Raw genomic sequence first — 23534 nt, 5'->3', positions numbered from 1 at the left:
GCGCACATGTAAAAAGCTCCGTGCCAACCACATTTGTGATCAACACGGAGCATTCATTATACTTCCATCATGATTGGTAAAATCATTGGACGGCGCTTCGTCTTTTCAAATAAGAACCGACTTAAACCATCTCGAACACTGCTCTTTAAACCAGCCCAATCATGTTTTTTCTCTGCCATACATTTTTGTAAAATAGAGGTAACCAAATGGTTTGCCTGCTCTAACAACTCTTCAGATTCGCGTACATACACAAATCCACGTGAGATGACATTCGGACCTGAAACAATGATTCCTTGTTTCTTATTAAGTGTCACCACAACGACGAGAATCCCATCTTTTGATAATAAGCGTCGATCACGTAAAACGATATTGCCAACATCACCTACACCAAGCCCGTCAATTAATACATGACCTGACGGGACTTTCCCAGCAAGACGGGCGCCGTTTTGCGTAAACTCAACAACCTCACCTTTTTCAATGATGTAAACATCATTTTCAGCAATCCCAACACTCGTTGCAAGCGACCGGTGTGCATGTTGCATACGAATTTCACCGTGAATCGGTAAAAAGTACTTAGGGCGCATTAAATTGAGCATGAGCTTTAATTCTTCTTGAGAGCCATGACCTGATGCGTGAACGGATTGATTACCATAAACGACATCTGCACCAAGACGATGCAATTGATCAATCACTGCCGATACACTTTTTTCATTCCCTGGAATGGCTGAAGCAGCAATGACGACCGTATCTTCATGCGTTAACGTAATCGAACGGTGCGCACCACGCGCCATCCGCGTTAATGCAGACATCGGTTCTCCTTGACTTCCAGTTGTTAAAATCACCACTTGCTCTGGCTTGTAGCGTTTCACCTCATCAATTTCAATGAGCAAACCTTCTGGGACTTCCAAATAACCAAGATCAGCCGCAATCGTTAATACACGCACCATGCTACGCCCGACAACAGCCAATTTCCGTTTCGATTGTACCGTTGCTTGGATCACTTGTTGCATGCGGTGCACGTTCGACGCGAACGCTGTAACAATTAATCGACCGGTCGTGCGAGCAAATACGTCTTGAATCCCTTGACCGACCTCTGCCTCAGACTTTGTCGTTCCCGGACGCTCAGCATTCGTAGAGTCTGATAATAAGCAAAGCACCCCACGCTCACCGATCATCGCCATTTTTCCGACTTCTGCATGCTTCCCATCAACCGGTGTCTGGTCAAATTTGAAGTCACCTGTGTGTACGACAGGTCCAAGTGCTGTTTCCACACACACACCGACACAGTCAGGAATACTATGACTTGTACGGAAAAATGAGACAGACGTTTCGCCAACTTTGATTTGCGAATTTGAATCAATTAGCCGCAATGTCGTATCGCGATGAATGCCTGCTTCTTTCAATTTCTCCTCGACTAAGCCAAGGGTTAGCTTCGTCCCATACACTGGGACATTTACTTGTTTTAACACGTACGACAGTCCGCCGATATGGTCTTCATGTCCATGTGTCAAAATAATGGCGCGTACACGTTCAGCATTTTCTACCAAATACGTGACGTCAGGAATGACGATGTCAACCCCTAACATATCATCGTCAGGGAACATTAGCCCTGCATCAATGACAATAATATCTTCATTTACCTCAACTACGTACATGTTCTTTCCAATCTCGCCGACACCGCCGAGTGCAAAGACACGTACTTTCTCTGTATGTTGCTTAGACAACGATTCATCCTCCTATTACAACTACGATTCCTCATCTTTCATAGTAAACGGTTGTATTTTCTTTTTTATGATCATCCATCACTGGTTGATAACGATATCCGTCGTAATACAGACTTTCGTACTTCTGAGCGATTCGGCTCCCTCAAAGAAGCCACCTATCACCCGTACGCTCATTTCAAATTCTAAGAAACATTTCAGCCTTCCACAATCTCGTTCCGATACACTGCTCTTATGAATGAAAAAATGACAGCTTGCCGCTGCTGCCCATTGCCGTACGTATCACGTGCTTATAGTATACCCCATTTTTCTAGTTGAAAACAAGAGGGGATCTTTAGAAAAGAAAAAAGCCACCCACAAAAGTTGTGGATCGCCTGATTTACTGCGCCTTAACGAAGCATGGTTACCTATGAGCTAAAACTTGATTCACGAGTGCTTGCTCCTGCTCATTCGCAGGGACTAAAGGCAATTTCACTTCTCCTACATGGACGCCTTGTTTGTTGAGCGCATATTTGACACATGTTGGATTTGGTGCGGCAAACAATGCTTCTACAACTGGAACAATGTTGTCTTGTAATTGTTGCGCTTCTTCATCCCTACCCGTGTGAAAAGCACGAACCAATGCTTGCATCTCATCACCAATCACATGAGAAACAACAGAAACAATGCCATCACCACCAAGCTCAAGCACAGGCAATGTTAAACCGTCATCACCGCTATACACAGCAAATGTGTCAGGCACTTGCTTTATAATGCTTTCAATTTGCGCAAGGTCACCACTCGCCTCTTTCACCGCGACAATGTTTGGAACAGCCGAAAGCGCGATGGTCGTTTCCGCCACCATATTCACACCCGTTCTCCCAGGAACATTGTAGAGCATGATGGGAAGTGTTGTCGCTTCAGCTACGGCAGTGAAATGTGCCTGCAAACCTGCTTGCGAAGGCTTGCTATAGTATGGCGTTACAAGCATCGCCCCTTGCACACCGGTTTTTTCAGCAGCTTTTGTGAGCGCAATCGTCCCTTTTGTGTCATTGGATCCGGTGCCTGCAATGACGGGCGCTTTTCCACCAACATGCTTGACACAAAAAGAAAAAAGCGCCAGTTTTTCCTCATTAGATAATACAGGTGATTCTCCTGTTGTTCCGCCAACAACCAATACATCTGTTCCTGTCTTTAACAAATGATCGATCAATTCGCCACATGCAGTAAAATCAATCTCCCCCGATGGCTGAAAAGGTGTCACCATCGCTGTCCACACTGGACCAAACATTCCTGTTGGTTTCATTCTCAAAAACTCCTTTCGTACAACGACCTGCCACAAACTGTCGTTTCGTGGCAGGTGTTTTTTGTCCTATTTATTTCAAACGCTTGCTTCACTTAATTGGAACATCCGATGAAGTGCATTGACGGCGCGTGACATGTCTTCGTTTTTCACAAGCATCCAAATTGTTGTATGCGAGTCTGCTGATTGCAGAATTGGAATATTCTCCGCGCTTAATGCGGTCACAATCTTGGCAGTGATTCCAGGGACACCACTCATACCCGCGCCAACTGCGGATACTTTTGCACAGCCACGTTGGCACGATGTTTGATAACCGAGTCCGTGAAGCAACTCAAGCGCCTCGTCTGCGACATCATCACTAACGGTGTATGTCACCCCACTCGGACTAATATTTATAAAATCAACACTAATTTTCGCTCGTGCCATCGACTGAAAAACGTTCTCCTGTAAGTCAAATTGCCCTTCCTTGGCAGCAACTTTCAATTGTGTGACGTTTGGAACATGGGCAATCCCTGTAATTGGACGCTCACTGACATCCATCCCACGCTCGCCTGTCATCGTCGTGATGAGCGTGCCTTCGCGGTCAGAGTTCGTCGCCCGTACGCGGATTGGCACCTTCGCTTGCATTGCAATCTCGACTGCACGCGGATGAATGACTTTCGCGCCTTGGTAAGCCATATTACAAATTTCATTATAAGACATCGTCGCAAGTGCGCGTGCATCTTCGACAATACGTGGGTCTGCTGTCATGACACCTTCTACGTCTGTAAAAATATCAACCCATTCCGCTCGCAACGCTGCGCCAAGTGCCGTCGCGGATGTATCGCTCCCGCCGCGACCAAGCGTCGTTGTCTCTCCGCTCTTAGACTGACCTTGGAAGCCCGTCACAACAACAACGTCATATTTTGTGAGAGACTTACGTACATGCTCGCATTTCATTTCAATAATTTTTGCATTTGTAAATGTCTCATCTGTGCGAAACCCTGCTCGCGCTCCTGTCATCGCAGTTGATGCGATCCCATGCTGATTTAACAATGAGGAGAACACGACAGAAGAGATGACTTCACCACATGACATGAGTAAGTCTTGTTCGCGCGCCGAAATATGTGCTGTATCTACGAGAGAACATAACGTGTCTGTGGCGTAAGGATCCCCCTCTCGCCCCATTGCCGAAACAACGACCACCACTTTATAACCATTGTCTATTGCCTTCTGTACTTGACGGACTGCTTGCCCGCGAGACGAATCTGTCTGTACTGATGTGCCACCGAACTTTTGTACAACTAACTTCATTGGACTGCACCCGTCTTCCGGACAAGCTGAAGACGTGCGAGCGATTCGGCAATTTGCACAGAATTCCAAGCCGCACCTTTCACTAAGTTGTCTGATACAACCCAAGCATGATAACCATTGTCTCTATCTAAATCGCGACGAATACGACCAACAAATACATCTTTTTGCCCAACAGAAGTCGTCGCCATCGGGTACACTTGTGCACTTGGTTCATCTTGTACAGTCACACCCGGCGCGCTTGCAAGCAGTTCTTTCATCTCCTGTACACTTGCCCCGCCCGTTTCCGTCTCGAAATAAATGGACTCTGAGTGCCCTGTCTCAATTGGCAAACGTACACACGTTGCTGCCACTTCTAAAGTTGGCATATGCATAATTTTCTTCGTCTCTTGAATCATTTTCATTTCCTCAAATGTATACCCGTTCTCTTGGAATACATCAATTTGTGGAATCGCATTAAAAGCAATGGGATAATGCTTTTTTTCTGAGCCGACAGGTAAAACTGCCGCTTCTGGTTGCTCGTTATTTAATAATGCCCGTGTTTGTTCACGCATTTCCTCAACTGCGGCAAGTCCTGCACCGGAAACGGCTTGATATGTGGACACAATGATTTTTTTCAGTCCTAATTGCTTGCGAATGGGTTCTAACGCGACCACCATTTGGATCGTTGAACAGTTTGGGTTGGCAATAATCCCTTGATGCTGTGCCAAATCCGATTCATTCACTTCTGGCACAACGAGCGGCACACCTTCTGTCATCCGAAATGCACTCGTATTATCAACACAAACAACGCCACGTTGGACAGCTTCAGGCACAAGCGCTTTTGATACGCTCCCACCAGCAGAAAAGATTGCAATGTCAACGCCGTCAAACACATTTGGTGTTGCTTCTTCGACGATATATGGCTCCCCTTTAAACAACACACGCTTTCCGGCAGACCGCTTCGATGATAGTAATTTCAATGTTGCAATCGGGAATTGACGTTCTTCTAATATGTGTAAAATTTGTTCACCCACGGCACCGGTTGCACCGACAACGGCCATATGATACCTTTGTTGTTCCATGATCTCCGATTCCTCCCTTAAAGTTCAGCACACTTCTTTTGTCTTCTCTATTCTACTAAACTTTACGGGATTTCGCACGGATGTGCAACTGTTCCTAGCCTATTTTACTTGTTTTCTATGAGAACAGGCTGATACTGCTTACCATGTAAAGCCGCTTCTGCTGCGGGAATAAGCTGATCCATATGCGCCACGAGTGAATTCGGTTTTTTTTCTGGGTCATCTTGCCCATAAGGAATAAAGTAAATATTTTTTGTCGCCATTAACCGCATAATATTTACCCCATTTAAACCGAGCCCATCATTTGTTGAAATACCTAGCAAAACGGGCTTACCATTACGTAGTGTTGCCTTTGCGCCCATCAGCACAGGAGAATCGGTCATCGCGTTTGCGAATTTTGAAATCGAATTTCCCGTCATTGGCGCAATAATCATAAGATCGAGCGGTGTTTTTGGTCCAAACGGTTCTGCTTTCACCATTGAATTCACAAAAGGTTCACTTGTGATCTTCTGCAGGCGAGCAAGCCAATCGGCACTATCGCCAAATTTTGTATCTGTGTTGGCAACGGTATACGTTAAAAATGGTGTCACTTTCGCACCCATCTTTACAAGTTTTTCAATTTGCGGATACACCGCCTCGTACGTACAATGTGAACCCGTTAAACCGAATCCGATATGTTTTCCTGACAACATCGCTATCCCCCCTTCACCCATTCGCTTGTTCAAGCAATAAATCTGCAATGACATTCGCTAAAATTTTTCCCGCTGTCTTTGGCGCCACCATCCCTGGTAATCCTGGTGCAAGCATGGCCTTTAAACCGCGCTTTTCGGCATAAGAAAAGTCAACGCCTCCTGGTCGTGATGCCAAATCAAGCACAAAGGCATGTTGCGGCATTTCTGCCAACACCCGTGCTGTCACAACTTTTGCCGGAATCGTATTAATGACGATATCAATATCACAAAGCGCCTCTTTCACTTGTTGCATCGGGAATGTTTCTAGCCCCATCTCTGTTGCCCGCGCCAAATGGGCGCCGTCTCTCGCACCTACTTTTACATGGGCACCTAGCGCATGAAATGTACGCGCTACCGTCATACCCACCCTTCCAAAACCTAATACCGCCACATTTGCATGATGTATCGTATAGTCAGTATGCTGGATCGACAGCATGACTGCGCCCTCTGCGGTTGGAATCGAATTATAAATTGCCACATCATCACGGTTCATAAGCACAACGACTTTACATGAAGTATCGTTTGCCAATTTATCCAATCGTTTCGAAGTAATACCTGTGTAAATTGGGCATTGGTCAGATGTTTCATTCAATTGTCTCGCCCCAAGTTTTAATGGTTTATCTGCAAAAATGCTGCTAATCGTCCCGTCACTAGCCATCCCACCTACAGGTAATAGCACCGCATCGACAGTACCCCAATCAATTTCTGTCATTGTCTGCTTACTTGCACCAATGAATCCGTCGTCTAACTGTTCAAACCCAACGAGCGAGATTTTTGCATCGAGCGCTGATAAATTGCGGATGATTTCTAACTGCCGTGCGTCACCACCAACCATGACCACATGCATGCCGGTTAACATGGCACACCTCCTGCCTTTCTTTAAAACATTTCTTAAACACTTTATCTTATGCAATGTATGGGCATATGTGCAAAGGGACCCGGCGAACAAGGAAGGATTGCCCTTCTACGACAAGATGGGCACAATGGCTCACCAAAAGAAAAAAAGCACATACAAATAGAGTAGCCGTCACTTATTCAGTCATCTAATTTATTTTAATGGAGGGAAAGAAAATGAGCCAACCAAACATGCCCAATTTCACGCCCGATATTACCCTCGATCGCGACGATGTCGTCAATTTACTGCTCGCATCAATCGCGATGGAGGAAATGGGCTTGGCGCATATTATTAATGCGGAAGGAGAGAAAATTCAGTACGCCTTAGGGACATTGAATGGCCTCACTGGTCCACCTGCAACATTACAAGAAATATTATCTGTCAACGAAAGTGCTGCTGACATGCTTGACACGATTTTCAAGAAAGAAATTATTCTTGAGTCGAAAATGAAAGCAGCTGCGAACATTCCAACAATGATTGGACCGACTGGGGCGACCGGGGCAACGGGACCCGCAGGAGATGTTGTCGCTGTCAACAACATCCTTCCCGATGCCGGTGGCAATGTCATTCTCACCATTGGCGATATTCCCGGCGGCATTGAAAACATTAACGGCATCACAGCTGCACCAGATGGTAGTTTGACTTTAAATGCGGAAGATGTCGGTGCTTTTCCTTACGAAGAAGTGCCATCCGGTAGTGACCTAGATTCGTTTATTACCGAGGGTGTGTACAGTTCTGAAGGGAATGCTGGCGGACCTGTGAACGGTCCACTTGGGTTTACAAGCCCGATATGGACATTGTATGTCTCTGTCATTACGCCGGGACCGACCACATCCATCTTACAATTGCTTATTGGCAACCCAACGATTTATGTACGAAGTGCAACCGATGATACAGGAACAACTTGGAACCCTTGGGAAGCGCTCGGTACACAAGGACCGACCGGACCGACCGGGGCTGGGGTCACCGGCGCTACGGGGGCCACGGGCGCTACGGGCGCCACTGGACCGACTGGCGCCACTGGACCGACTGGCGCTACGGGCGCCACTGGACCAACTGGTGCTACGGGCGCTACGGGCGCCACTGGACCGACTGGCGCCACTGGACCGACCGGCGCTACGGGCGCCACTGGACCGACCGGCGCCACTGGACCGACTGGATCGACCGGCGCCACTGGACCGACTGGACCGACTGGGGCGACCGGACCGACTGGACCGACTGGCGCCACTGGCGCTACGGGCACCACGGGCACAACTGGCGCGACCGGTGTTACCGGCGCCACTGGACCGACTGGCGCCACTGGACCAACCGGTGTCACTGGCGTTACTGGACCGACCGGCGCCACTGGACCGACTGGCGCCACTGGATCGACCGGCGCCACTGGACCGACTGGGGCGACTGGATCGACTGGACCGACCGGCGCTACGGGGGCGACTGGACCGACTGGACCGACCGGCGTCACTGGCGTTACCGGCGCTACGGGGGCGACTGGACCGACTGGACCGACTGGTGTCACTGGACCGACCGGCATCACTGGACCGACCGGCGCCACTGGACCGACCGGCGCCACTGGACCGACCGGTGTCACTGGACCGACCGGTGTCACTGGGGCAACTGGCGCGACCGGAGCGACTGGCGCGACTGGTATTACCGGACCGACCGGGGCGACCGGACCGACTGGACCTCCGGGACCAACAGGAGATGGTTTTACAACACCATTTGTTTATGCACAAAATGGCGACACAAATAACGTTTCAGTTATTAATGGTCGAACAAATACAGTCATCGCGACAATTACTGTAGGAACCTCGCCTTGGGGTGGAATGGTCAATCCGTCTAATAATCGGGTGTATGTCTCAAATTCAGGTAGTGCAAATGCTTCCGTTATTGATGCAACAACGAATACAGTCATCGCAACACTAGCAGCCGGAACTACTCCTAGGGGAGGCGCTGTCAATCCAAATAATAACTATGTTTATATTTCAAATTTTGGAAGTGGTAATATCTCTGTCTACGATGGCGACAATAACTTCGTCACAACCATTGCCACCGGTATTAGCCAACCATTAGAAGGAAATGTGAATGTTTTACAAAACGTTGTCTATTTTTCTAACTTGGGTACTAGCTCAATTGCTGTTATTGACAGCGATGAAACGAGTGGCACCTTTAACACAGTGATTCAAAACATTTCCGTTGGTACTGGCGATCATCAAATTGCTGTCAACCCAGCATCCAGCCGCGCTTATGTTGCCAACAATGGTGGGAACTCAGTGTCTGTCATTGATACGACAAGCAACACGGTGATTGACACAATTACTGGTGTGCAAGGTCCAATAGGCTGCGATATTAACACGCTTACGAATCGACTTTATGTAAAACGCTCAACAACAGCGCCAAATGCTTGGGTTTATGTCATCAATGCCGATGACAACACAATCATTACAACCATTGGTGGTTTTGGCACCAACGGTCGTGAACTTGCCGTCAACTCTTTACCGGTGCCAAACATTTTAAACAATTTCTCTGCTTCTGTCGTTTATGTAACAAACGGAAATGCCAACCCAGATGTCATATCGCTAGTGGATCAAGTTTCAAATAACGTCTTTGCGACAATCACAGTTGGTGGAAACCCACGTTGGGTACAAATTCTTGATATGTAACATGAAACTACGTGTAAACACAGTTAATCCGCATCGTGTGCGATGATGCGGATTAACTCTTTTTTATCATATCCTGCTCCCCAACTACGTATACAACCGCTCGATCATTACTAGAGGGAAAATGAAAGATACCGCTTAATGTCATTAAGACTTTTCCAATCTAGAATAAAAACATTAAGAAGACATTTTTATTTGGGCACAACCACTCACCAAAAAAATAAGAAAAACATACATTAATATTATTCATCGCTTGTCTTTAAATGTGTTGTATGATAAGTGATTCAATAAAAAAGCGAGGTGAAAGACATGTCTCAACCAAACATGCCCAATTTCACGCCCAATATTACCCTCGATCGCGACGATGTCGTCAATTTACTGCTCGCATCGATCGCGATGGAAGAAATGGGTTTGGCGCATATTATTAATGCGGAAGGAGAGAAGATTCAATACGCTCTTGGAACATTGAATGGCCTTACTGGACCACCAGCTACACTACAAGAAATTCTAGCGATCAACGAAAGTGCTGCCGACATGCTTGACACGATTTTCAAGAAAGAAATTGTTCTTGAATCGAAAATGAAAGCAGCGACAAATATACCGACCGTCATCGGACCAACCGGAGCGACCGGCGCTATTGGTCCTGCAGGGAGTGTCATTAGCGTTAATAATATCCTCTCTGATGGCGCAGGCAATGTCACCCTTACAATTGGCGCTATTCCAGGAGGCATTGAAAATATTAACGGGATTACTGCCGCGCCAGATGGTAGTTTGACGTTAAATGCTGAGGATGTCGGTGCTTTTCCGTATGAAGAAGTGCCTTCAGGGAGTGATTTAGATTCGTTTATTACGGAAGGTGTGTACAGTTCTGAAGGGAATGCAGGCGGACCTGTGAACGGTCCACTTGGGTTTACAAGTCCAATATGGACATTGTATGTTTCTATCATTACACCGGGACCGACAACATCGATTTTACAATTGCTCATTGGCAACCCGACAATTTATGTAAGAAGCGCAACCGATGATACAGGAACAACTTGGAATCCTTGGGAAGAGCTCGGTACACAAGGACCGACCGGACCAACGGGGGCTGGGGTTGCAGGAGCCACGGGTGCAACCGGGGCGACTGGCGCCACCGGGGCGACTGGCGCCACTGGGGCGACTGGCGTGACTGGTGTGACCGGACCGACTGGACCAACCGGACCGACTGGAGCGACTGGCACAACTGGGGTCACGGGCGTCACTGGGATCACAGGCATTACCGGGCCGACTGGCGCAACTGGCGTGACTGGGGCAACGGGCACCACCGGGGCGACTGGCGTGACTGGGATTACTGGGATTACTGGGGCGACTGGGGCGACTGGCGCCACCGGCGTCACTGGCGCCTCGGGTACCACTGGCGTGATTGGCGTGACCGGACCGACTGGAGCGACTGGAGCGACTGGCACCACCGGCGTTACCGGACCCACGGGCGTCACCGGACCGACCGGCGTCACTGGTATCACAGGCGTCACCGGACCGACTGGACCGACCGGGGTGACCGGACCAACTGGCGTTACAGGTGTGACTGGAGCAACCGGCGTTACCGGCGCCACTGGTATAACTGGACCAACCGGCGTTACCGGACCTACGGGTGTGACCGGACCGACCGGCGCCACGGGACCGACCGGCGTCACTGGACCGACCGGGGTTACGGGAGCGACCGGGGCGACCGGCGTTACGGGAGCGACCGGCGTTACGGGAGCGACCGGCGTTACGGGCGTCACTGGCGCGACTGGACCGACCGGACCGACTGGACCGACTGGACCGACCGGATTCCGTGGACCAACAGGAGATGCGATCACAACCCCATTTGTGTATGCCCAAAACTTTAACTCAGCTAACGTTTCTGTCATTAATGGTCGAACACTTACAGTCGTCGCTACAATCCCTGTAGGGACCTCTCCTTGGGGAGGAGCTATTAACCCTTCTAACAACCGCGTATATGTAGCGAATTCTGGCAGTGCGAATGCGTCCGTTATTGATGCCATCACGAATACAGTGATTGCAACGCTGACAGTAGGCAGCACACCTCGCGGCGGTGCCGTTAATCCTAATAACAATTATGTTTATATTTCTAACTTTGGAACCAACTTGGCCACTAGCAGTATCTCTGTTTTTGATGGGGACCACAATCACGTTGTCACACTTGTTCCTGCTGACGGTGTGAACAGACCATTAGAAGGGAACGTAAATGTGCTCCAAAACGTGGTTTATTTTTCAAACTGGGGAAACGATTCAATTGCTGTCATTGATAGTGATGAAAATAGCCCTAACTTTAACACGCTCATTCAAACCATTGCCGTTGGCGGGGGCGATCACCAAATTGCTGTCAATCCTGCATCCGGTCGCGCTTATATTGCTAACAACGGTGCTACCTCCGTTTCTGTCATCGATACAACAAGCAATACAGTAATTCATACGATTACCAATATACAAAACCCAATAGGTTGTGATATCAATACACTCACCAATCGACTTTATGTAAAACGTGTAGCAGCTGCTCCAAATAGTTGGGTTTATGTCATTGATGCGAATGACAACTCCATTATCGCAACCATTGGTGGTTTTGGATCCAATGGTCGTGAACTTGCTGTCAATTCTTTGCCAGTGCCAAATATTTTAAACAATTTCTCCGCATCTGTTCTTTATGTAATAAATGGCGATGCTTCACCCGATTCAGTGGCGCTAGTCGACCAAGTTACTAATAACATCTTCGCAACGATTACTGTTGGAAATAGCCCTCGCTGGGTACAAATTCTTGATTTAAACAGGTAGCTGCAAGCCATAAGAATTGGCACACATCGCCATGATGTGTGCCAATTCTTTCTATCTGTACTCAGTCCTCTTGTTTCTAACCTCGGTCTCACGTATACAACGTCTCTGGCACATCCTCACTTGCAGAAATTAAAGATACCGCTGGTTTCTCTATAAAAATCGCCTCTGCAAGTGCATTTACTTCTTCAAGGGTTACTGTTTGAATATCTGCAATTAATTCATCTAGTGAGCGACTCCTTTGACGCAGTAGTTCATTCTTGCCATTCCGGTTCATTCGGCTGTTCATACTCTCTAGTCCAAGCATGATACTACCTTTTAATTGTTCTTTCCCGTTGTCTAGTTCATTTTTTGTAATGCCATCGCGCTGTATATGTTTGATTACTTGGTTCATTTCTTCTGCTAATTGTTGCAATTGCTGATGCTGCGTTGCTGCATAAATATTTAACAGACCCGTTTCTTCATATGCGGCATGATAGGAAAAGACGGAATAACATAGTCCCTGCTCTTCACGAATTGCTTGGAATAACCGACTACTCATGCTTCCACCTAGCGCATTGTTTAACAATACAAGTGCAAACGTGTGGTCTGCACCAATTGGTAATCCAGGATAGGCGAGACAAAGATGAGCCTGCTCTGTTTCCTTTTGCCGATATTTCATTGTTGGCGTGAATAATGCTTCGGGTACGTGAAAGGACCCTTGTCCACGTGGTACTTGTGAAAAAATCTCTTCCATTTCCGCGAGCAATGCCTCGTCAAAGCGCCCTGCAACAGAAACAACGACACGATCACCTGTGTAAAAACGTGCCATATAGTCATGCAAATCTTCAGCACACAAATCCGCAAGTACTTCCTTTTGCCCCAAAATAGGATACGCGAGTGTGCTTCGTCCAAAACTCGCTTCACTGAGTAAATCATGAACTTGATCGTCTGGTGTATCTTCAACCATTTTAATTTCTTCAAATACAACTTGCTTTTCTTTTTCTATTTCTCTCTCTTCAAATGTAGAGTGAAAAAACATGTCTTGGAGAACGTCAAGTGCAATTCGCGCATGTTCATCTAGTACTTTCGCATGGTAACAAGTATACTCTTTTGCTGTAAATGCATTTACTTGACCGCCGATGCGATCAAACGCTTCGGCAATCTGTTGTGCTGTGCGATGTTTTGTTCCTTTAAATAACATGTGTTCGATAAAGTGTGAAATGCCATTTTGTGTACGCGCTTCGTTTCTTGAACCTGTTTTCACCCATATACCGATCGAGACTGAGCGTACCGTCTTGTTCATTTCAGACATCATTCGAACACCGTTTCGTAACGTTACCTTCTTAATCACGGTTTGTACCCCCATTGTTGTCCGTCATCACTTTATGTGCAATTCTTTTTTCATCCATCAATTCCGTAACCGTCCCAATTTGTAAATTCTTTTTTTGAATGCCTTCGATGATACGCGCCAACCCTTTTGAAGTCGCTTCCGTTGGATGCATGAGTAACATCGACCCCGCCTCGATCTGGTTCACAACACGCTCGACCATCACATTCGGATCTGGTTTCTTCCAATCAATTGTATCGACTGACCACATAATGGTATGCATATTATGTGCTGCCACACGTTCAATGACGCGTTCATTAAATTCTCCACTCGGTGGTGCAAACCATTTCGGCGTGACATTCAGTACCGACTGAAGCACTTCTGTCGTTTTTTCCAGCTCTTCATCAATTTTGGCTGCTGAGAGCCGATTCATGTGTGGATGAGAATACGCATGACTACCAATTTCATGACCTTCTTCTTGAATCATTTGTGCCAAATGGGGTGTTTTTTTCACCCAAGAACCATCTAAAAAAAATGTTGCCTTTGTATCATATTTTTGAAGTGTCTTTAACATATCGGGAATATACTCATCCCCCCATGACACATTAATCAATAGACTAACCATTGGTTTCTCTTGCACACCACGGTACGTCGGCGCTGGTGGTAAATCGTGTAAATGTACCGCTGGAAAGGTCTCCTTAAACACAAGCTGTGACTGACTGAAATGACCAAGCTCCTTCATCTTATCATATGATTGATTGACGTCAACCTCCAACCCATTGTAACCGGGCAACGCCTTCCACACTTTGTCGACGCGTGCATCTTGAGGTGGAATATTTACTTTTTTTGCATGTTCTTCAATTTGTAACCGTAACTCATCCTTCATTGTGCGAGTAGAAAGCGTTTCAATATACTGCATAGAAAGAGGATTCGCAACCGCTCCGTATGCCAACACGACAACCAGTGCACAAAGCCCAATGTGTATCCACACTTTTTTCATCTTCGTCCCTCCACTATCTAATGCTTATCGCATTGTATGCAGGCAAAGGACAAACTAGACATAAATTCAACTAACACGACTTCATCACGCACTATGTACAGATTAACCAATGCAGAATTCTTCGTTATGCATAATCTATGTATAATGTAAACAAAAAAAGACTAGGCATCCCCAGTCTTTGTACGTTATTTGCTTTGTTGTTCTCGTTCCTTTTGTTCCTTAAGCAACACTTTGCGTGATAAGTTGACTCGACCTTGTTGGTCAATCTCGGTGACGCGTACTTCAATGTCATCGCCTATTTTCAAGACGTCTTCTACTTTTTGAATCCGTTCCTCAGCAATTTGAGAAATGTGTAGCAAACCATCTTTTCCTTTGAAAATCTCCACAAAAGCACCGAACTTTTCGATCCGCTTCACTTTGCCAAGATACGTTTGACCGACTTCTACTTCACGAACAAGATCCTCAATAATTGCTTTTGCCCGTTCATTCATTGACTGATCAAGCGACGCAATATAAACTGTTCCGTCTTGCTCAATATCAATTTTCACGCCAGTTTCTTCAATGATTTTATTGATCACCTTACCACTTGGACCAATGACATCACGAATTTTGTCGGGATGAATGTTCAAGATCAGAATTTTCGGTGCGTAAACAGACAACTCTGTTCGAGGCATCTCAATAGCGGTCAACATGTTTTCTAAAATTTTCATTCGACCCGCTTTGGCTTGTGCCAACGCTTGTTCAAGAACTTCACGGTTAATCCCTGAAATTTTAATGTCCATCTGCAAGGCAGTGATACCATTTGCTGTTCCTGCAACTTTAAAGTCCATGTCTCCAAGTGCGTCTTCCATTCCTTGAATATCGGTCAGGACGCTTAAATGTTCTCCTTGCTTAACAAGTCCCATCGCAATCCCTGCAACTGGTGCTTTAATTGGTACACCTGCATGCATCATCGCTAGTGTACTTGCACAAATACTCGCTTGAGAGGTCGAACCGTTCGATTCTAATACTTCTGATACGAGTCGAATCGTATACGGAAATGATTTTTCATCTGGCAATACTTGCTCAAGCGCTCGCTCACCAAGGGCACCATGACCAATCTCACGTCGTCCCGGGCCACGAATCGGTCCCGTTTCGCCAACACTAAACTGCGGGAAATTGTAATGATGCATAAAGCGCTTCGACTCTTCTATGCCAAGACCGTCTAGCACTTGTACATCACCGAGGGCACCAAGTGTACATACACTTAACGCTTGGGTTTGTCCACGCGTAAACAAGCCAGATCCATGTGCACGTGGTAATAAATCAATTTGTGAAGATAATGGACGAATTTCATCAATTTGGCGACCATCAGGGCGCACCTTTTCAACGGTAATTAAACGCCGGACTTCTTCTTTCACAAACATTTGTAAAATGCCCTTCACTTCATTCACGTTCACTGTTTCATCATCTTCATATAATGAAACTTGCGCATTCATTACTGCATCAATTGCGTCTTGACGTGCATGCTTCTCAACGACACGTACCGCTTCTTTAATGCTTGTCTCTGCTGTGTCTCGTAACCGCGTTTCAAGATCCGCATCGAATGTCTTTAGTACAACTTCACGCTTTGCTTTGCCACACTCAGCAATAATTTTTTCCTGGAATGCAATCAAACGCTTAATTTCTTCATGACCGAGCATCATCGCTTCTAACATTGTTTCCTCAGGTACTTCTTTTGCACCTGCTTCAACCATGTTAATCGCCTCTTTTGTCCCTGCCACAACAAGGTCAATGTCGCTTTCTGCTAGTTGTGCTGGGGTTGGGTTAATGATAAATTCACCATTTACACGGCCAACGGTTGCCCCAGCAATCGGACCGGAAAAAGGAATGTCGGAAATAGATAAAGCAAGCGATGACCCAAGCATTGCTGCCATTTCTGATGACGCCTCTTGATCAGAACTCATGACAATGCTAATGACTTGTACTTCATTACGGAAGCCGTCAGGAAATAGTGGTCGAATCGGGCGGTCAATCAATCGACTCGTTAAAATGGCACGATCACTTGGACGTCCTTCTCGTTTAATAAAGCCTCCTGGAATCTTTCCTGCTGCATACAAGCGTTCTTCATAATTCACCGTTAATGGAAAGAAAGGCAAATCTTTTGGCTCCTTAGAAGCCGTTGCGGTTGATAGGACAGCTGTGTCACCGTAGCGCACAAGCACAGCCCCATTTGCCTGCTTGGCAAGTTGACCCGTCTCTACGCGTAACGTACGTCCAGCCCATTCTATCGTAAATTCACGTCGTTCATGTTCCATAAAATGCGGACTCCTCTCGTACATCTCAAAAATACTTCTTCATTTCTATTATGACCGATTCAACGCCAGTTTAAAAGATTCTTTTTCTTGATGAAGAAAAAAGCGGGAGCATCCCCCGCTTTTTTTTCGTAGAACTATCGACGCAAACCAAGTTTGTCAACGAGGTTACGATAACGTGTAACATCCTTATTACGCAAATACGTAAGCAAATTACGACGTTGACCAACCATTTTCAACAAACCACGACGAGAATGGTGATCTTTTTTGTGCGTGCGCAAGTGTTCATTCAACGTATTAATTTGTTCTGTCAAAATAGCAACTTGAACTTCTGGTGAACCCGTATCTGTATCATGCGTTTTAAATTCAGCAATCAGTTCATTTTTACGCTCTTGTGTCAAAGCCATGAGAGCCACCTCCTTTTTCTTTTACTCCGCATTCCACGCAAACGTTGGTGAAGCGTGTTGCCTAGAATGGGATATGCACCACATGAAAGGTATGCACAAAGATTATTGTACCGTTATTTGATCGGGAATGCAAGGGTTTTTGAGAAGGATGTTGCAGACTCTTTGAACCACAAATAAACCCACCTTTGCGTGTTAAAACTGACGGGCAACAAAATCTGTTTTTTTTTGACAAACAATGTACAAATTCTACACAGTGCGTTATCATGATACGTAATAGCATCTACGTAACTTTGAAGGCGGTAGGACGCTCCCTTTTGAAAGGGGGTGAGGCATATGACAGAACTACAAGCTTAGTTCTTGGTCGTTGGATCATTGGGCTTATTTGTAACCGCTGTCATGACGCTTGTCCGTAATAAGGAGAAATAAACCCGCCTTCGAGTTCACAGCTCTAGCGGGTTAAATACGCCGTGCAGCGCCTACCCCTTCACGGGGACGTGATGCCATTACTGACCACTGGTATACGAACAGTGGTCTTTTTTACATTGTAAGTCATTCTTACCTTTAGTATACACACAACCAGCATTATGTGTCAAAAAGTATTTTTCATATTGTCACTACGAGACTTAAAATAAGCTCTAGCTTCTACTTCATCTTGCGCCAGTTGTGCTTTTAGTTCATCGACGCCGTTAAACACACGTTCAGATCGAATGCGTTCATAAAAACGAACGGTCACCTGTTCGTCGTAAATATCGCTTGTAAAATCAAATAAGTGCACCTCAAGTGTAGGTTCTGCCTCATCCGCTTTAAACGTCGGGCGCACGCCAATGTTTGCCATCCCTTGATGAGTAGCACCTTTGACATCAAGTTGGACGACATAGACACCGTTTTTAGGTAAGTGATAACGCTGTTTAAGTGAAACATTTGCCGTTGGAAAGCCAATTTGTCGCCCACGTGCATCGCCATGAATGACAGTACCAGCTACTTCATAGGGTGTACCGAGTAATGTCGCTGCTGTTGCAACGTCTCCTTGGTCAAGCGCTTCTCGAATACGGGTCGACGAGATTTTTTCTCCAACGTCACTTACCTTTTCAACGGTCGTTTGTGTAAACCTCCCTTGGGCATACGCTGGCATATGTTGCATCGTTCCCTGCCCCTTGGCACCATACGTAAAATCAAAACCAGCAACCACATGAGAAGCATTTAGTTCAACAATAAATTGGTCAACAAATTGCTGGCATGATAATTGCGAGAGTGCTCTTGTAAAATGAACAGCGTAGACAACATCGACCCCTAAACGTTCGAACTGCGTTACTTTGGCTTCTAATGGAGTTAAATAACGCATTGGGCTTTCGGGACGACCGAGCACTTCTTTTGGATGCGGATAAAACGTCATGACTGCTGTTTGTACGTCGCGTTGCTGCGCTTCGTTCATTGCTGTTTCAATGACGGTGCGATGCCCGCGATGAATGCCATCAAAATAACCGAGCGCAAGCACACACGCAGGAAAATCAGCTTTTTGCGTAGCTGTATGTACATCTAAATAAACGAGCTTCATTGTGTTTCCTCCTCTTCTCCCTGGCAAAACAACCTCTCTGGCTTGACGAGACCTATTTTTGTTGGATGTGGTGTATACAACGCCAAGCATGTCCCTTGTTGATTATAAAATAAAAATTTTCCGCTGCCAAAAGATGCATCTTGCTGCAAGACAGCCCCGTTGCGGATTTTTTGTTCCAATAACACACTCGCTTGCACGCGCGGAAATGCTTGCAATGCTAAATCAAACGGACGTAACATCGCAACGCGTTCATCGAGCGTCGCTTCTTCTAGCTGCGAAAAAGTGATTGCCTCATGCGCCTGAAATGGGCCAGATGATGTCCGTGTCAGTTGTGACATATGAGCAGGATAACCTAATGCTGTCCCGATATCAACCGCGAGTGTCCGGACGTAAGTACCTTTGCTGCATGTCACTTCAAAAGAGAATGAGTAGGTACCTTCATGAATGGACGCAGCCATCTCTTGCAATGCTAGTTGGTGAATTATTACTTGTCGGACGGGACGTTCTACTTCTAGTCCAGCGCGCGCATATTCATACAACTTTTTCCCGTTTACTTTTACGGCCGAGTAATAAGGTGGGATTTGCGTTTGTTCCCCTAAAAACTGGCTCAGTACATCGGTCAATTGTGCGCGTGAAATCGGTGATGTCACTTCTTTCCGCTCAATCACGTCTCCTGTCCGATCTTCTGTCGTTGTCGCCAACCCGAGCGTCACTTGTCCTCGGTACGTCTTCGAAAAGTCGATCATATAAGGTACAACCTTCGTCGCTTTTCCTAAACAAATTGGGAGTACGCCGTCCACTTCCGGATCAAGTGTACCCGTATGCCCGACTTTTTTTGTTTGAAACAATTTGCGGATACGGTACACGCAATCATGTGACGTCATTCCAGTTGGTTTATGTAAAACTAAAATCCCTGATGGTGCCATTTTTTGTGTCTCCTTTCATCATGAAGAAAGAAGGCAGCATCACATGCCACCTCCCGATCCTTTCTCCTCATTCATTCATGAAAAAAGGCCCTGTTTACTCCATGTCTTGCCGATTCACTTCTCGCAACAATGATTCAATTCGGTTCCCGTATTGCACCGACTCGTCAATGGCAAAAGTAATCTCTGGTGTTTTACGGAGGCGAATACGTTTACCGATTTCGGAGCGGATAAACCCCGACGCTTTTTCAAGCCCTTTTAATGCCTCTGTACGCGCTTCTTCTTCACCTAGCACTGTAATATACACCGTTGCCTGTTGCAAGTCACCAGTCACATCGACACCAGTCACTGTGACAAACCGTACACGAGGGTCTTTTATATCGCGCAAAAGTAAGTCGCATAACTCTTTTTTTACTTGTTCACCAACACGCATTGCGCGGTTGCTTGCCATTCTTCATCACCTCAAAAAATGCAAAGTTACAGCCATTCCCAGTTTGTGACTGTGCGCTCAACCGCGGTCTCGGAATCGATATGGGCGAGCGCACGCGTCAACACTGCTTCTGCCCCTTTTTTGTGGCTGGAAACCACACATAAGGACAATTCAGCCCGTTGCCACAAGTCTTGATAAGCGGTTTCTGCGACACTGACGTTGTAACGTTGCCTCAGCGTCACAGTGAGCCGCTTCATGATGGACCTTTTTTCCTTTAATGACTGTGGTTCTCCGATGAATAATTCGCAACGGATAAACCCGATCATTAGCTACGTTTTACTTCTTCCATCACGTATACTTCAATCGTGTCGCCTTCTTTAATGTCGTTGAAGTTTTCTAATGTGATCCCACATTCATAACCGGCAGCCACTTCTTTTACGTCATCTTTAAAGCGTTTTAACGCATTTAACTCTCCTTCGTAGACGACGATGCCATCACGAACCAATCTCACAGATGAATGGCGTGTAATTTTTCCGTCTGTTACATAGGATCCAGCAATCGTGCCGATTTTAGACACTTTAAATGTCGTACGAACCTCAACTTGACCAATGATTTTTTCGACAAACTCTGGATCAAGCGCGCCCTTCATCGCCTGCTCGATTTCATCAATGGCGTTATAAATGACACGGTGCAAACGAATGTCGACATTCTCAGCTTCAGCGATACGCTTCGCATTTGTGTCAGGACGAACGTTAAAGCCGATCACAATTGCATTTGAAGCAGCGGCTAAAATAATGTCTGACTCAGTGATCGCACCAACGCCAGTATGAATGATATTCACTTTCACACCTTCAACATTAATTTTTTCAAGCGATCCTTTCATTGCTTCAACCGATCCTTGGACGTCGGCTTTAATAATGACGCGGATATCTTTGACTGTTCCCTGTTGGATTTGGTTAAAGAGATCATCGAGACTTACTTTCGACGACTCGGACAAGTTTTGTTCCCGGTAACGTGCCATCAACCCTTCACCAACTTGACGTGCTTTCTTCTCATCTTTGAATGCTTGGAAACGATCGCCAGCTTGTGGCACATCATTTAACCCTGTAATCTCTACTGGTGTAGATGGGCCTGCTGTTTGCTCACGGCGCCCTAAATCATTTACAAGCGCACGTACTCGGCCAAACGTGTTGCCAACAACCACCGCATCACCCACACTGAGTGTACCATTTTGCACAAGGAGTGTAGCAACCGGCCCGCGTCCTTTGTCGAGTTGCGCCTCAACAACTGTACCTGTTGCTAATTTATTTGGATTTGCTTTTAGCTCCTCCACTTCAGAAACAAGTAAAATCATTTCCATCAACTCATCAATGCCGTCACCTTGGAGCGCTGAGACGTTCACAAAAATTGTGTCGCCGCCCCATGCTTCTGGGACAAGCTCGTACTCGGTTAATTCTTGCATCACTCGGTCTGGGTTTGCTGCTTCTTTATCAATTTTGTTGACAGCAACGATAATCGGCACACCCGCATCTTTCGCGTGGCTAATTGCTTCTTTCGTTTGCGGCATCACACCATCATCAGCGGCAACAACGAGAATTGTAATGTCTGTTACTTGCGCCCCACGTGCCCGCATCGTTGTAAATGCAGCGTGACCCGGTGTATCTAAAAAGGTGATTTTCTTGCCTGCTTGCGAAATTTGGTACGCACCAATATGTTGTGTAATGCCACCCGCTTCATTCGCGGTCACTTTCGTATTGCGAATCGAATCAAGCAACGTCGTCTTTCCGTGGTCTACATGTCCCATAATCGTTACGACAGGTGGACGTTCTTGCAAGTCTTCTTCTTTATCTGTCTCATCGTATATATCAATGTCCAGCTCATCAATGAAAACCGCGTCTTCTACCGCCACACCGTAGTCTGTTGCGAGTAATTCAATTGCGTCGCGATCAAGTTCTTGGTTAATTGTCGCCATGACGCCAAGTCCCATCAATTTTTTGATCAACTCAGATGCTTCTCGGTGTAATTTTGCTGCTAGTTCGCTGACAGTAAGCGATCCAGCAACAACAATTTTCTCTGGTAATGGCATTTGGTGACGTGCAGCCTTAGATTGTCCGCCACCACCACCGCGACGACGACCACGATTGCCTTGGTGACGCCCACCAGGACGGTTGCCACCAGCTGATGAATTTTTCTTACCGCTATATCGTTGCTGTGTATACCCGTTTGGACTTGCATCTTGTTTTTTCTTAGGCTGCGACGAGCTAGTATTCGCCCCATTGCGCTTCGGCTGTGGTTTGTTGCCACTAGAGGTTCCTTCATTCTTCGTTTTCGGTTGACTAGGTTTCTGTCCCGATCCACTTTGACTTGTTGATTTTGATTGGGTCGTCCCACTTTTAGTGCCGCGTGCTTGCCCAGACTCTTTTCCTGACAACGCCTTGGCTAATGTTTGTTCATCAACAACAGACATATGATTGGAAACTTCCACATTCATCGCTTTTAAACGATGAATCAATTGTTTGCTTTCCACGCCATTTGCTTTCGCATATTCATAAACGCGCATTTTTGACATATACGTCCCTCCAGTTTACTCACTCAATAACGCGACTAATTTCTTCGCGAATCCTTTACTCTTTACACCAATGACAACTCGTTCCTCTTTACCAATCGCCCGACCGATCACTTCACGCGGATATGTTTCATAGACTGGGATATGGTAAAACGTACATTTATCCATTACTTTCTTCTTCGTTCCTTGTGACACATCACTTGAAAGTAACACAATTTCCACTGTGTTCTTACGAATGTCTTTTAAAACGAGTTCTTCCCCCGTCACCAATTCACGCGCGCGTGCAGCTAATCCTAACAATGATAAAAACCGCGTTTCATCATTCATGTTAGACGGTTGCCTTTCGCTCTGCTATTAAACGATCATAGTCGTCCGCACCTACGTTCACTTGCAAGTGACGTGACAAACTATCACGTTTTTTCGCAATCAAAAACACTTCTTCCTCATTCGTTAAGTAAGCACCGCGGCCATTTTTTTTGCCGGTTGGATCCACCATAATGTCTCCCTCCGGTGTACGAACAATGCGTACGAGCTCGGCCTTTGGTTTCATTTCTTGCGTAACAATACATTTTCTAAGAGGAATTTTTCGTTGTTTCATG

The 23534-nt window shown here is 46.2% G+C and carries 19 protein-coding genes; 2 read left to right on the top strand and 17 right to left on the bottom strand.

Annotation, left to right across the window (positions count from 1 at the left end; all coding sequences use genetic code 11):
• Window positions 1–56: 56 nt before the first annotated feature.
• The 6 genes from BLT29_RS03420 to dpaA all read right to left on the bottom strand — a co-directional run bounded on the left by BLT29_RS03420 (window position 57) and on the right by dpaA (window position 6944).
• Entirely contained in the window at window positions 57–1724 is a 1668-nt protein-coding gene (locus BLT29_RS03420) for a ribonuclease J (RefSeq protein ID WP_090774927.1), read from the bottom strand.
• A 400-nt stretch (window positions 1725–2124) separates the two neighbouring features.
• Window positions 2125–3006, bottom strand: a complete 882-nt coding sequence (dapA, locus tag BLT29_RS03415) for a 4-hydroxy-tetrahydrodipicolinate synthase (protein WP_090774926.1) — start codon at window positions 3004–3006, stop codon at window positions 2125–2127.
• A gap of 75 nt (window positions 3007–3081) precedes the next feature.
• Window positions 3082–4296, bottom strand: coding sequence for an aspartate kinase (gene dapG / locus BLT29_RS03410; protein WP_090774925.1), 1215 nt, complete (start codon window positions 4294–4296; stop codon window positions 3082–3084).
• A complete protein-coding gene (locus BLT29_RS03405; RefSeq protein ID WP_141769837.1) occupies window positions 4293–5357 on the bottom strand; it encodes an aspartate-semialdehyde dehydrogenase in 1065 nt (354 codons plus the stop codon). Before BLT29_RS03405 ends, dapG begins: the two co-directional genes overlap by 4 nt.
• Window positions 5358–5461: 104 nt before the next feature.
• Window positions 5462–6046: a dipicolinate synthase subunit B gene (dpaB, locus tag BLT29_RS03400; protein WP_090774923.1), complete on the bottom strand. Its 585-nt coding sequence runs from the start codon at window positions 6044–6046 to the stop codon at window positions 5462–5464.
• A 13-nt stretch (window positions 6047–6059) separates the two neighbouring features.
• On the bottom strand, window positions 6060–6944 hold the full coding sequence (gene dpaA / locus BLT29_RS03395; RefSeq protein WP_090774922.1) for a dipicolinic acid synthetase subunit A: 885 nt from the start codon (window positions 6942–6944) through the stop codon (window positions 6060–6062).
• Between the two features lie 212 nt (window positions 6945–7156).
• On the opposite strand from dpaA, the gene BLT29_RS03390 reads away from it, so the two are divergent.
• Both BLT29_RS03390 and BLT29_RS13820 read left to right on the top strand, forming a co-directional pair.
• Window positions 7157–9640 (top strand): alpha-helical endospore appendage domain-containing protein, encoded by a 2484-nt coding sequence (locus BLT29_RS03390; RefSeq protein ID WP_141769836.1) that lies wholly within the window; start codon window positions 7157–7159, stop codon window positions 9638–9640.
• A gap of 306 nt (window positions 9641–9946) precedes the next feature.
• Entirely contained in the window at window positions 9947–12454 is a 2508-nt protein-coding gene (locus BLT29_RS13820; RefSeq protein ID WP_090774920.1) for an alpha-helical endospore appendage domain-containing protein, read from the top strand.
• Between the two features lie 88 nt (window positions 12455–12542).
• Here BLT29_RS13820 and BLT29_RS03380 read toward each other — a convergent pair whose 3' ends face one another.
• The 11 genes from BLT29_RS03380 to rnpM all read right to left on the bottom strand — a co-directional run bounded on the left by BLT29_RS03380 (window position 12543) and on the right by rnpM (window position 23533).
• Entirely contained in the window at window positions 12543–13784 is a 1242-nt protein-coding gene (locus BLT29_RS03380) for a M16 family metallopeptidase (RefSeq protein ID WP_090774919.1), read from the bottom strand.
• Complete coding sequence (locus tag BLT29_RS03375; protein ID WP_090774918.1) at window positions 13777–14760, bottom strand: polysaccharide deacetylase family protein; 984 nt, start codon at window positions 14758–14760, stop codon at window positions 13777–13779. The genes BLT29_RS03380 and BLT29_RS03375 overlap by 8 nt, the downstream gene beginning before the upstream one ends.
• Window positions 14761–14945: 185 nt before the next feature.
• Window positions 14946–17057, bottom strand: coding sequence for a polyribonucleotide nucleotidyltransferase (pnp, locus tag BLT29_RS03370; RefSeq protein ID WP_090774917.1), 2112 nt, complete (start codon window positions 17055–17057; stop codon window positions 14946–14948).
• A gap of 134 nt (window positions 17058–17191) precedes the next feature.
• Window positions 17192–17461: a 30S ribosomal protein S15 gene (gene rpsO / locus BLT29_RS03365; RefSeq protein ID WP_012959342.1), complete on the bottom strand. Its 270-nt coding sequence runs from the start codon at window positions 17459–17461 to the stop codon at window positions 17192–17194.
• Between the two features lie 589 nt (window positions 17462–18050).
• Complete coding sequence (gene ribF, locus BLT29_RS03360; protein WP_090774916.1) at window positions 18051–19016, bottom strand: riboflavin biosynthesis protein RibF; 966 nt, start codon at window positions 19014–19016, stop codon at window positions 18051–18053.
• A complete protein-coding gene (gene truB, locus BLT29_RS03355; RefSeq protein WP_090774915.1) occupies window positions 19013–19942 on the bottom strand; it encodes a tRNA pseudouridine(55) synthase TruB in 930 nt (309 codons plus the stop codon). Before truB ends, ribF begins: the two co-directional genes overlap by 4 nt.
• Before the next feature lie 94 nt (window positions 19943–20036).
• Window positions 20037–20390: a 30S ribosome-binding factor RbfA gene (gene rbfA, locus BLT29_RS03350; RefSeq protein WP_090774914.1), complete on the bottom strand. Its 354-nt coding sequence runs from the start codon at window positions 20388–20390 to the stop codon at window positions 20037–20039.
• A gap of 26 nt (window positions 20391–20416) precedes the next feature.
• Complete coding sequence (locus BLT29_RS03345; protein WP_090774913.1) at window positions 20417–20695, bottom strand: DUF503 domain-containing protein; 279 nt, start codon at window positions 20693–20695, stop codon at window positions 20417–20419.
• Entirely contained in the window at window positions 20695–22938 is a 2244-nt protein-coding gene (gene infB, locus BLT29_RS03340; RefSeq protein ID WP_090774912.1) for a translation initiation factor IF-2, read from the bottom strand. The genes BLT29_RS03345 and infB overlap by 1 nt, the downstream gene beginning before the upstream one ends.
• 15 nt (window positions 22939–22953) lie before the next feature.
• Window positions 22954–23262 (bottom strand): YlxQ family RNA-binding protein, encoded by a 309-nt coding sequence (locus BLT29_RS03335; RefSeq protein WP_090774911.1) that lies wholly within the window; start codon window positions 23260–23262, stop codon window positions 22954–22956.
• A gap of 1 nt (window position 23263) precedes the next feature.
• Window positions 23264–23533, bottom strand: a complete 270-nt coding sequence (gene rnpM, locus BLT29_RS03330) for an RNase P modulator RnpM (RefSeq protein ID WP_090774910.1) — start codon at window positions 23531–23533, stop codon at window positions 23264–23266.
• Between the last annotated feature and the right edge of the window lies 1 nt (window position 23534).

The organism is Shouchella lonarensis (assembly GCF_900096965.1).
Classification (GTDB): Bacteria; Bacillota; Bacilli; order Bacillales; family Bacillaceae_D; genus Shouchella; species Shouchella lonarensis.
The sequence above is the reverse complement of the archived record's forward strand: the minus strand, read 5'-3'. Positions and strand labels throughout refer to the sequence as shown.

What these genes read in the sequence shown, in the direction of transcription:
- dapA (WP_090774926.1), bottom strand. Translation starts at nt 3,006, where the DNA reads ATGAAACCAACAGGAATGTTTGGTCCAGTGTGGACAGCGATGGTGACA.
- dapG (WP_090774925.1), bottom strand. Translation starts at nt 4,296, where the DNA reads ATGAAGTTAGTTGTACAAAAGTTCGGTGGCACATCAGTACAGACAGAT.
- BLT29_RS03405 (WP_141769837.1), bottom strand. Translation starts at nt 5,357, where the DNA reads ATGGAACAACAAAGGTATCATATGGCCGTTGTCGGTGCAACCGGTGCC.
- dpaB (WP_090774923.1), bottom strand. Translation starts at nt 6,046, where the DNA reads ATGTTGTCAGGAAAACATATCGGATTCGGTTTAACGGGTTCACATTGT.
- dpaA (WP_090774922.1), bottom strand. Translation starts at nt 6,944, where the DNA reads ATGTTAACCGGCATGCATGTGGTCATGGTTGGTGGTGACGCACGGCAG.
- BLT29_RS03390 (WP_141769836.1), top strand. Translation starts at nt 7,157, where the DNA reads ATGAGCCAACCAAACATGCCCAATTTCACGCCCGATATTACCCTCGAT.
- BLT29_RS13820 (WP_090774920.1), top strand. Translation starts at nt 9,947, where the DNA reads ATGTCTCAACCAAACATGCCCAATTTCACGCCCAATATTACCCTCGAT.
- BLT29_RS03375 (WP_090774918.1), bottom strand. Translation starts at nt 14,760, where the DNA reads ATGAAAAAAGTGTGGATACACATTGGGCTTTGTGCACTGGTTGTCGTG.
- pnp (WP_090774917.1), bottom strand. Translation starts at nt 17,057, where the DNA reads ATGGAACATGAACGACGTGAATTTACGATAGAATGGGCTGGACGTACG.
- rpsO (WP_012959342.1), bottom strand. Translation starts at nt 17,461, where the DNA reads ATGGCTTTGACACAAGAGCGTAAAAATGAACTGATTGCTGAATTTAAA.
- ribF (WP_090774916.1), bottom strand. Translation starts at nt 19,016, where the DNA reads ATGAAGCTCGTTTATTTAGATGTACATACAGCTACGCAAAAAGCTGAT.
- truB (WP_090774915.1), bottom strand. Translation starts at nt 19,942, where the DNA reads ATGGCACCATCAGGGATTTTAGTTTTACATAAACCAACTGGAATGACG.
- rbfA (WP_090774914.1), bottom strand. Translation starts at nt 20,390, where the DNA reads ATGGCAAGCAACCGCGCAATGCGTGTTGGTGAACAAGTAAAAAAAGAG.
- BLT29_RS03345 (WP_090774913.1), bottom strand. Translation starts at nt 20,695, where the DNA reads ATGATCGGGTTTATCCGTTGCGAATTATTCATCGGAGAACCACAGTCA.
- infB (WP_090774912.1), bottom strand. Translation starts at nt 22,938, where the DNA reads ATGTCAAAAATGCGCGTTTATGAATATGCGAAAGCAAATGGCGTGGAA.
- BLT29_RS03335 (WP_090774911.1), bottom strand. Translation starts at nt 23,262, where the DNA reads ATGAATGATGAAACGCGGTTTTTATCATTGTTAGGATTAGCTGCACGC.
- rnpM (WP_090774910.1), bottom strand. Translation starts at nt 23,533, where the DNA reads ATGAAACAACGAAAAATTCCTCTTAGAAAATGTATTGTTACGCAAGAA.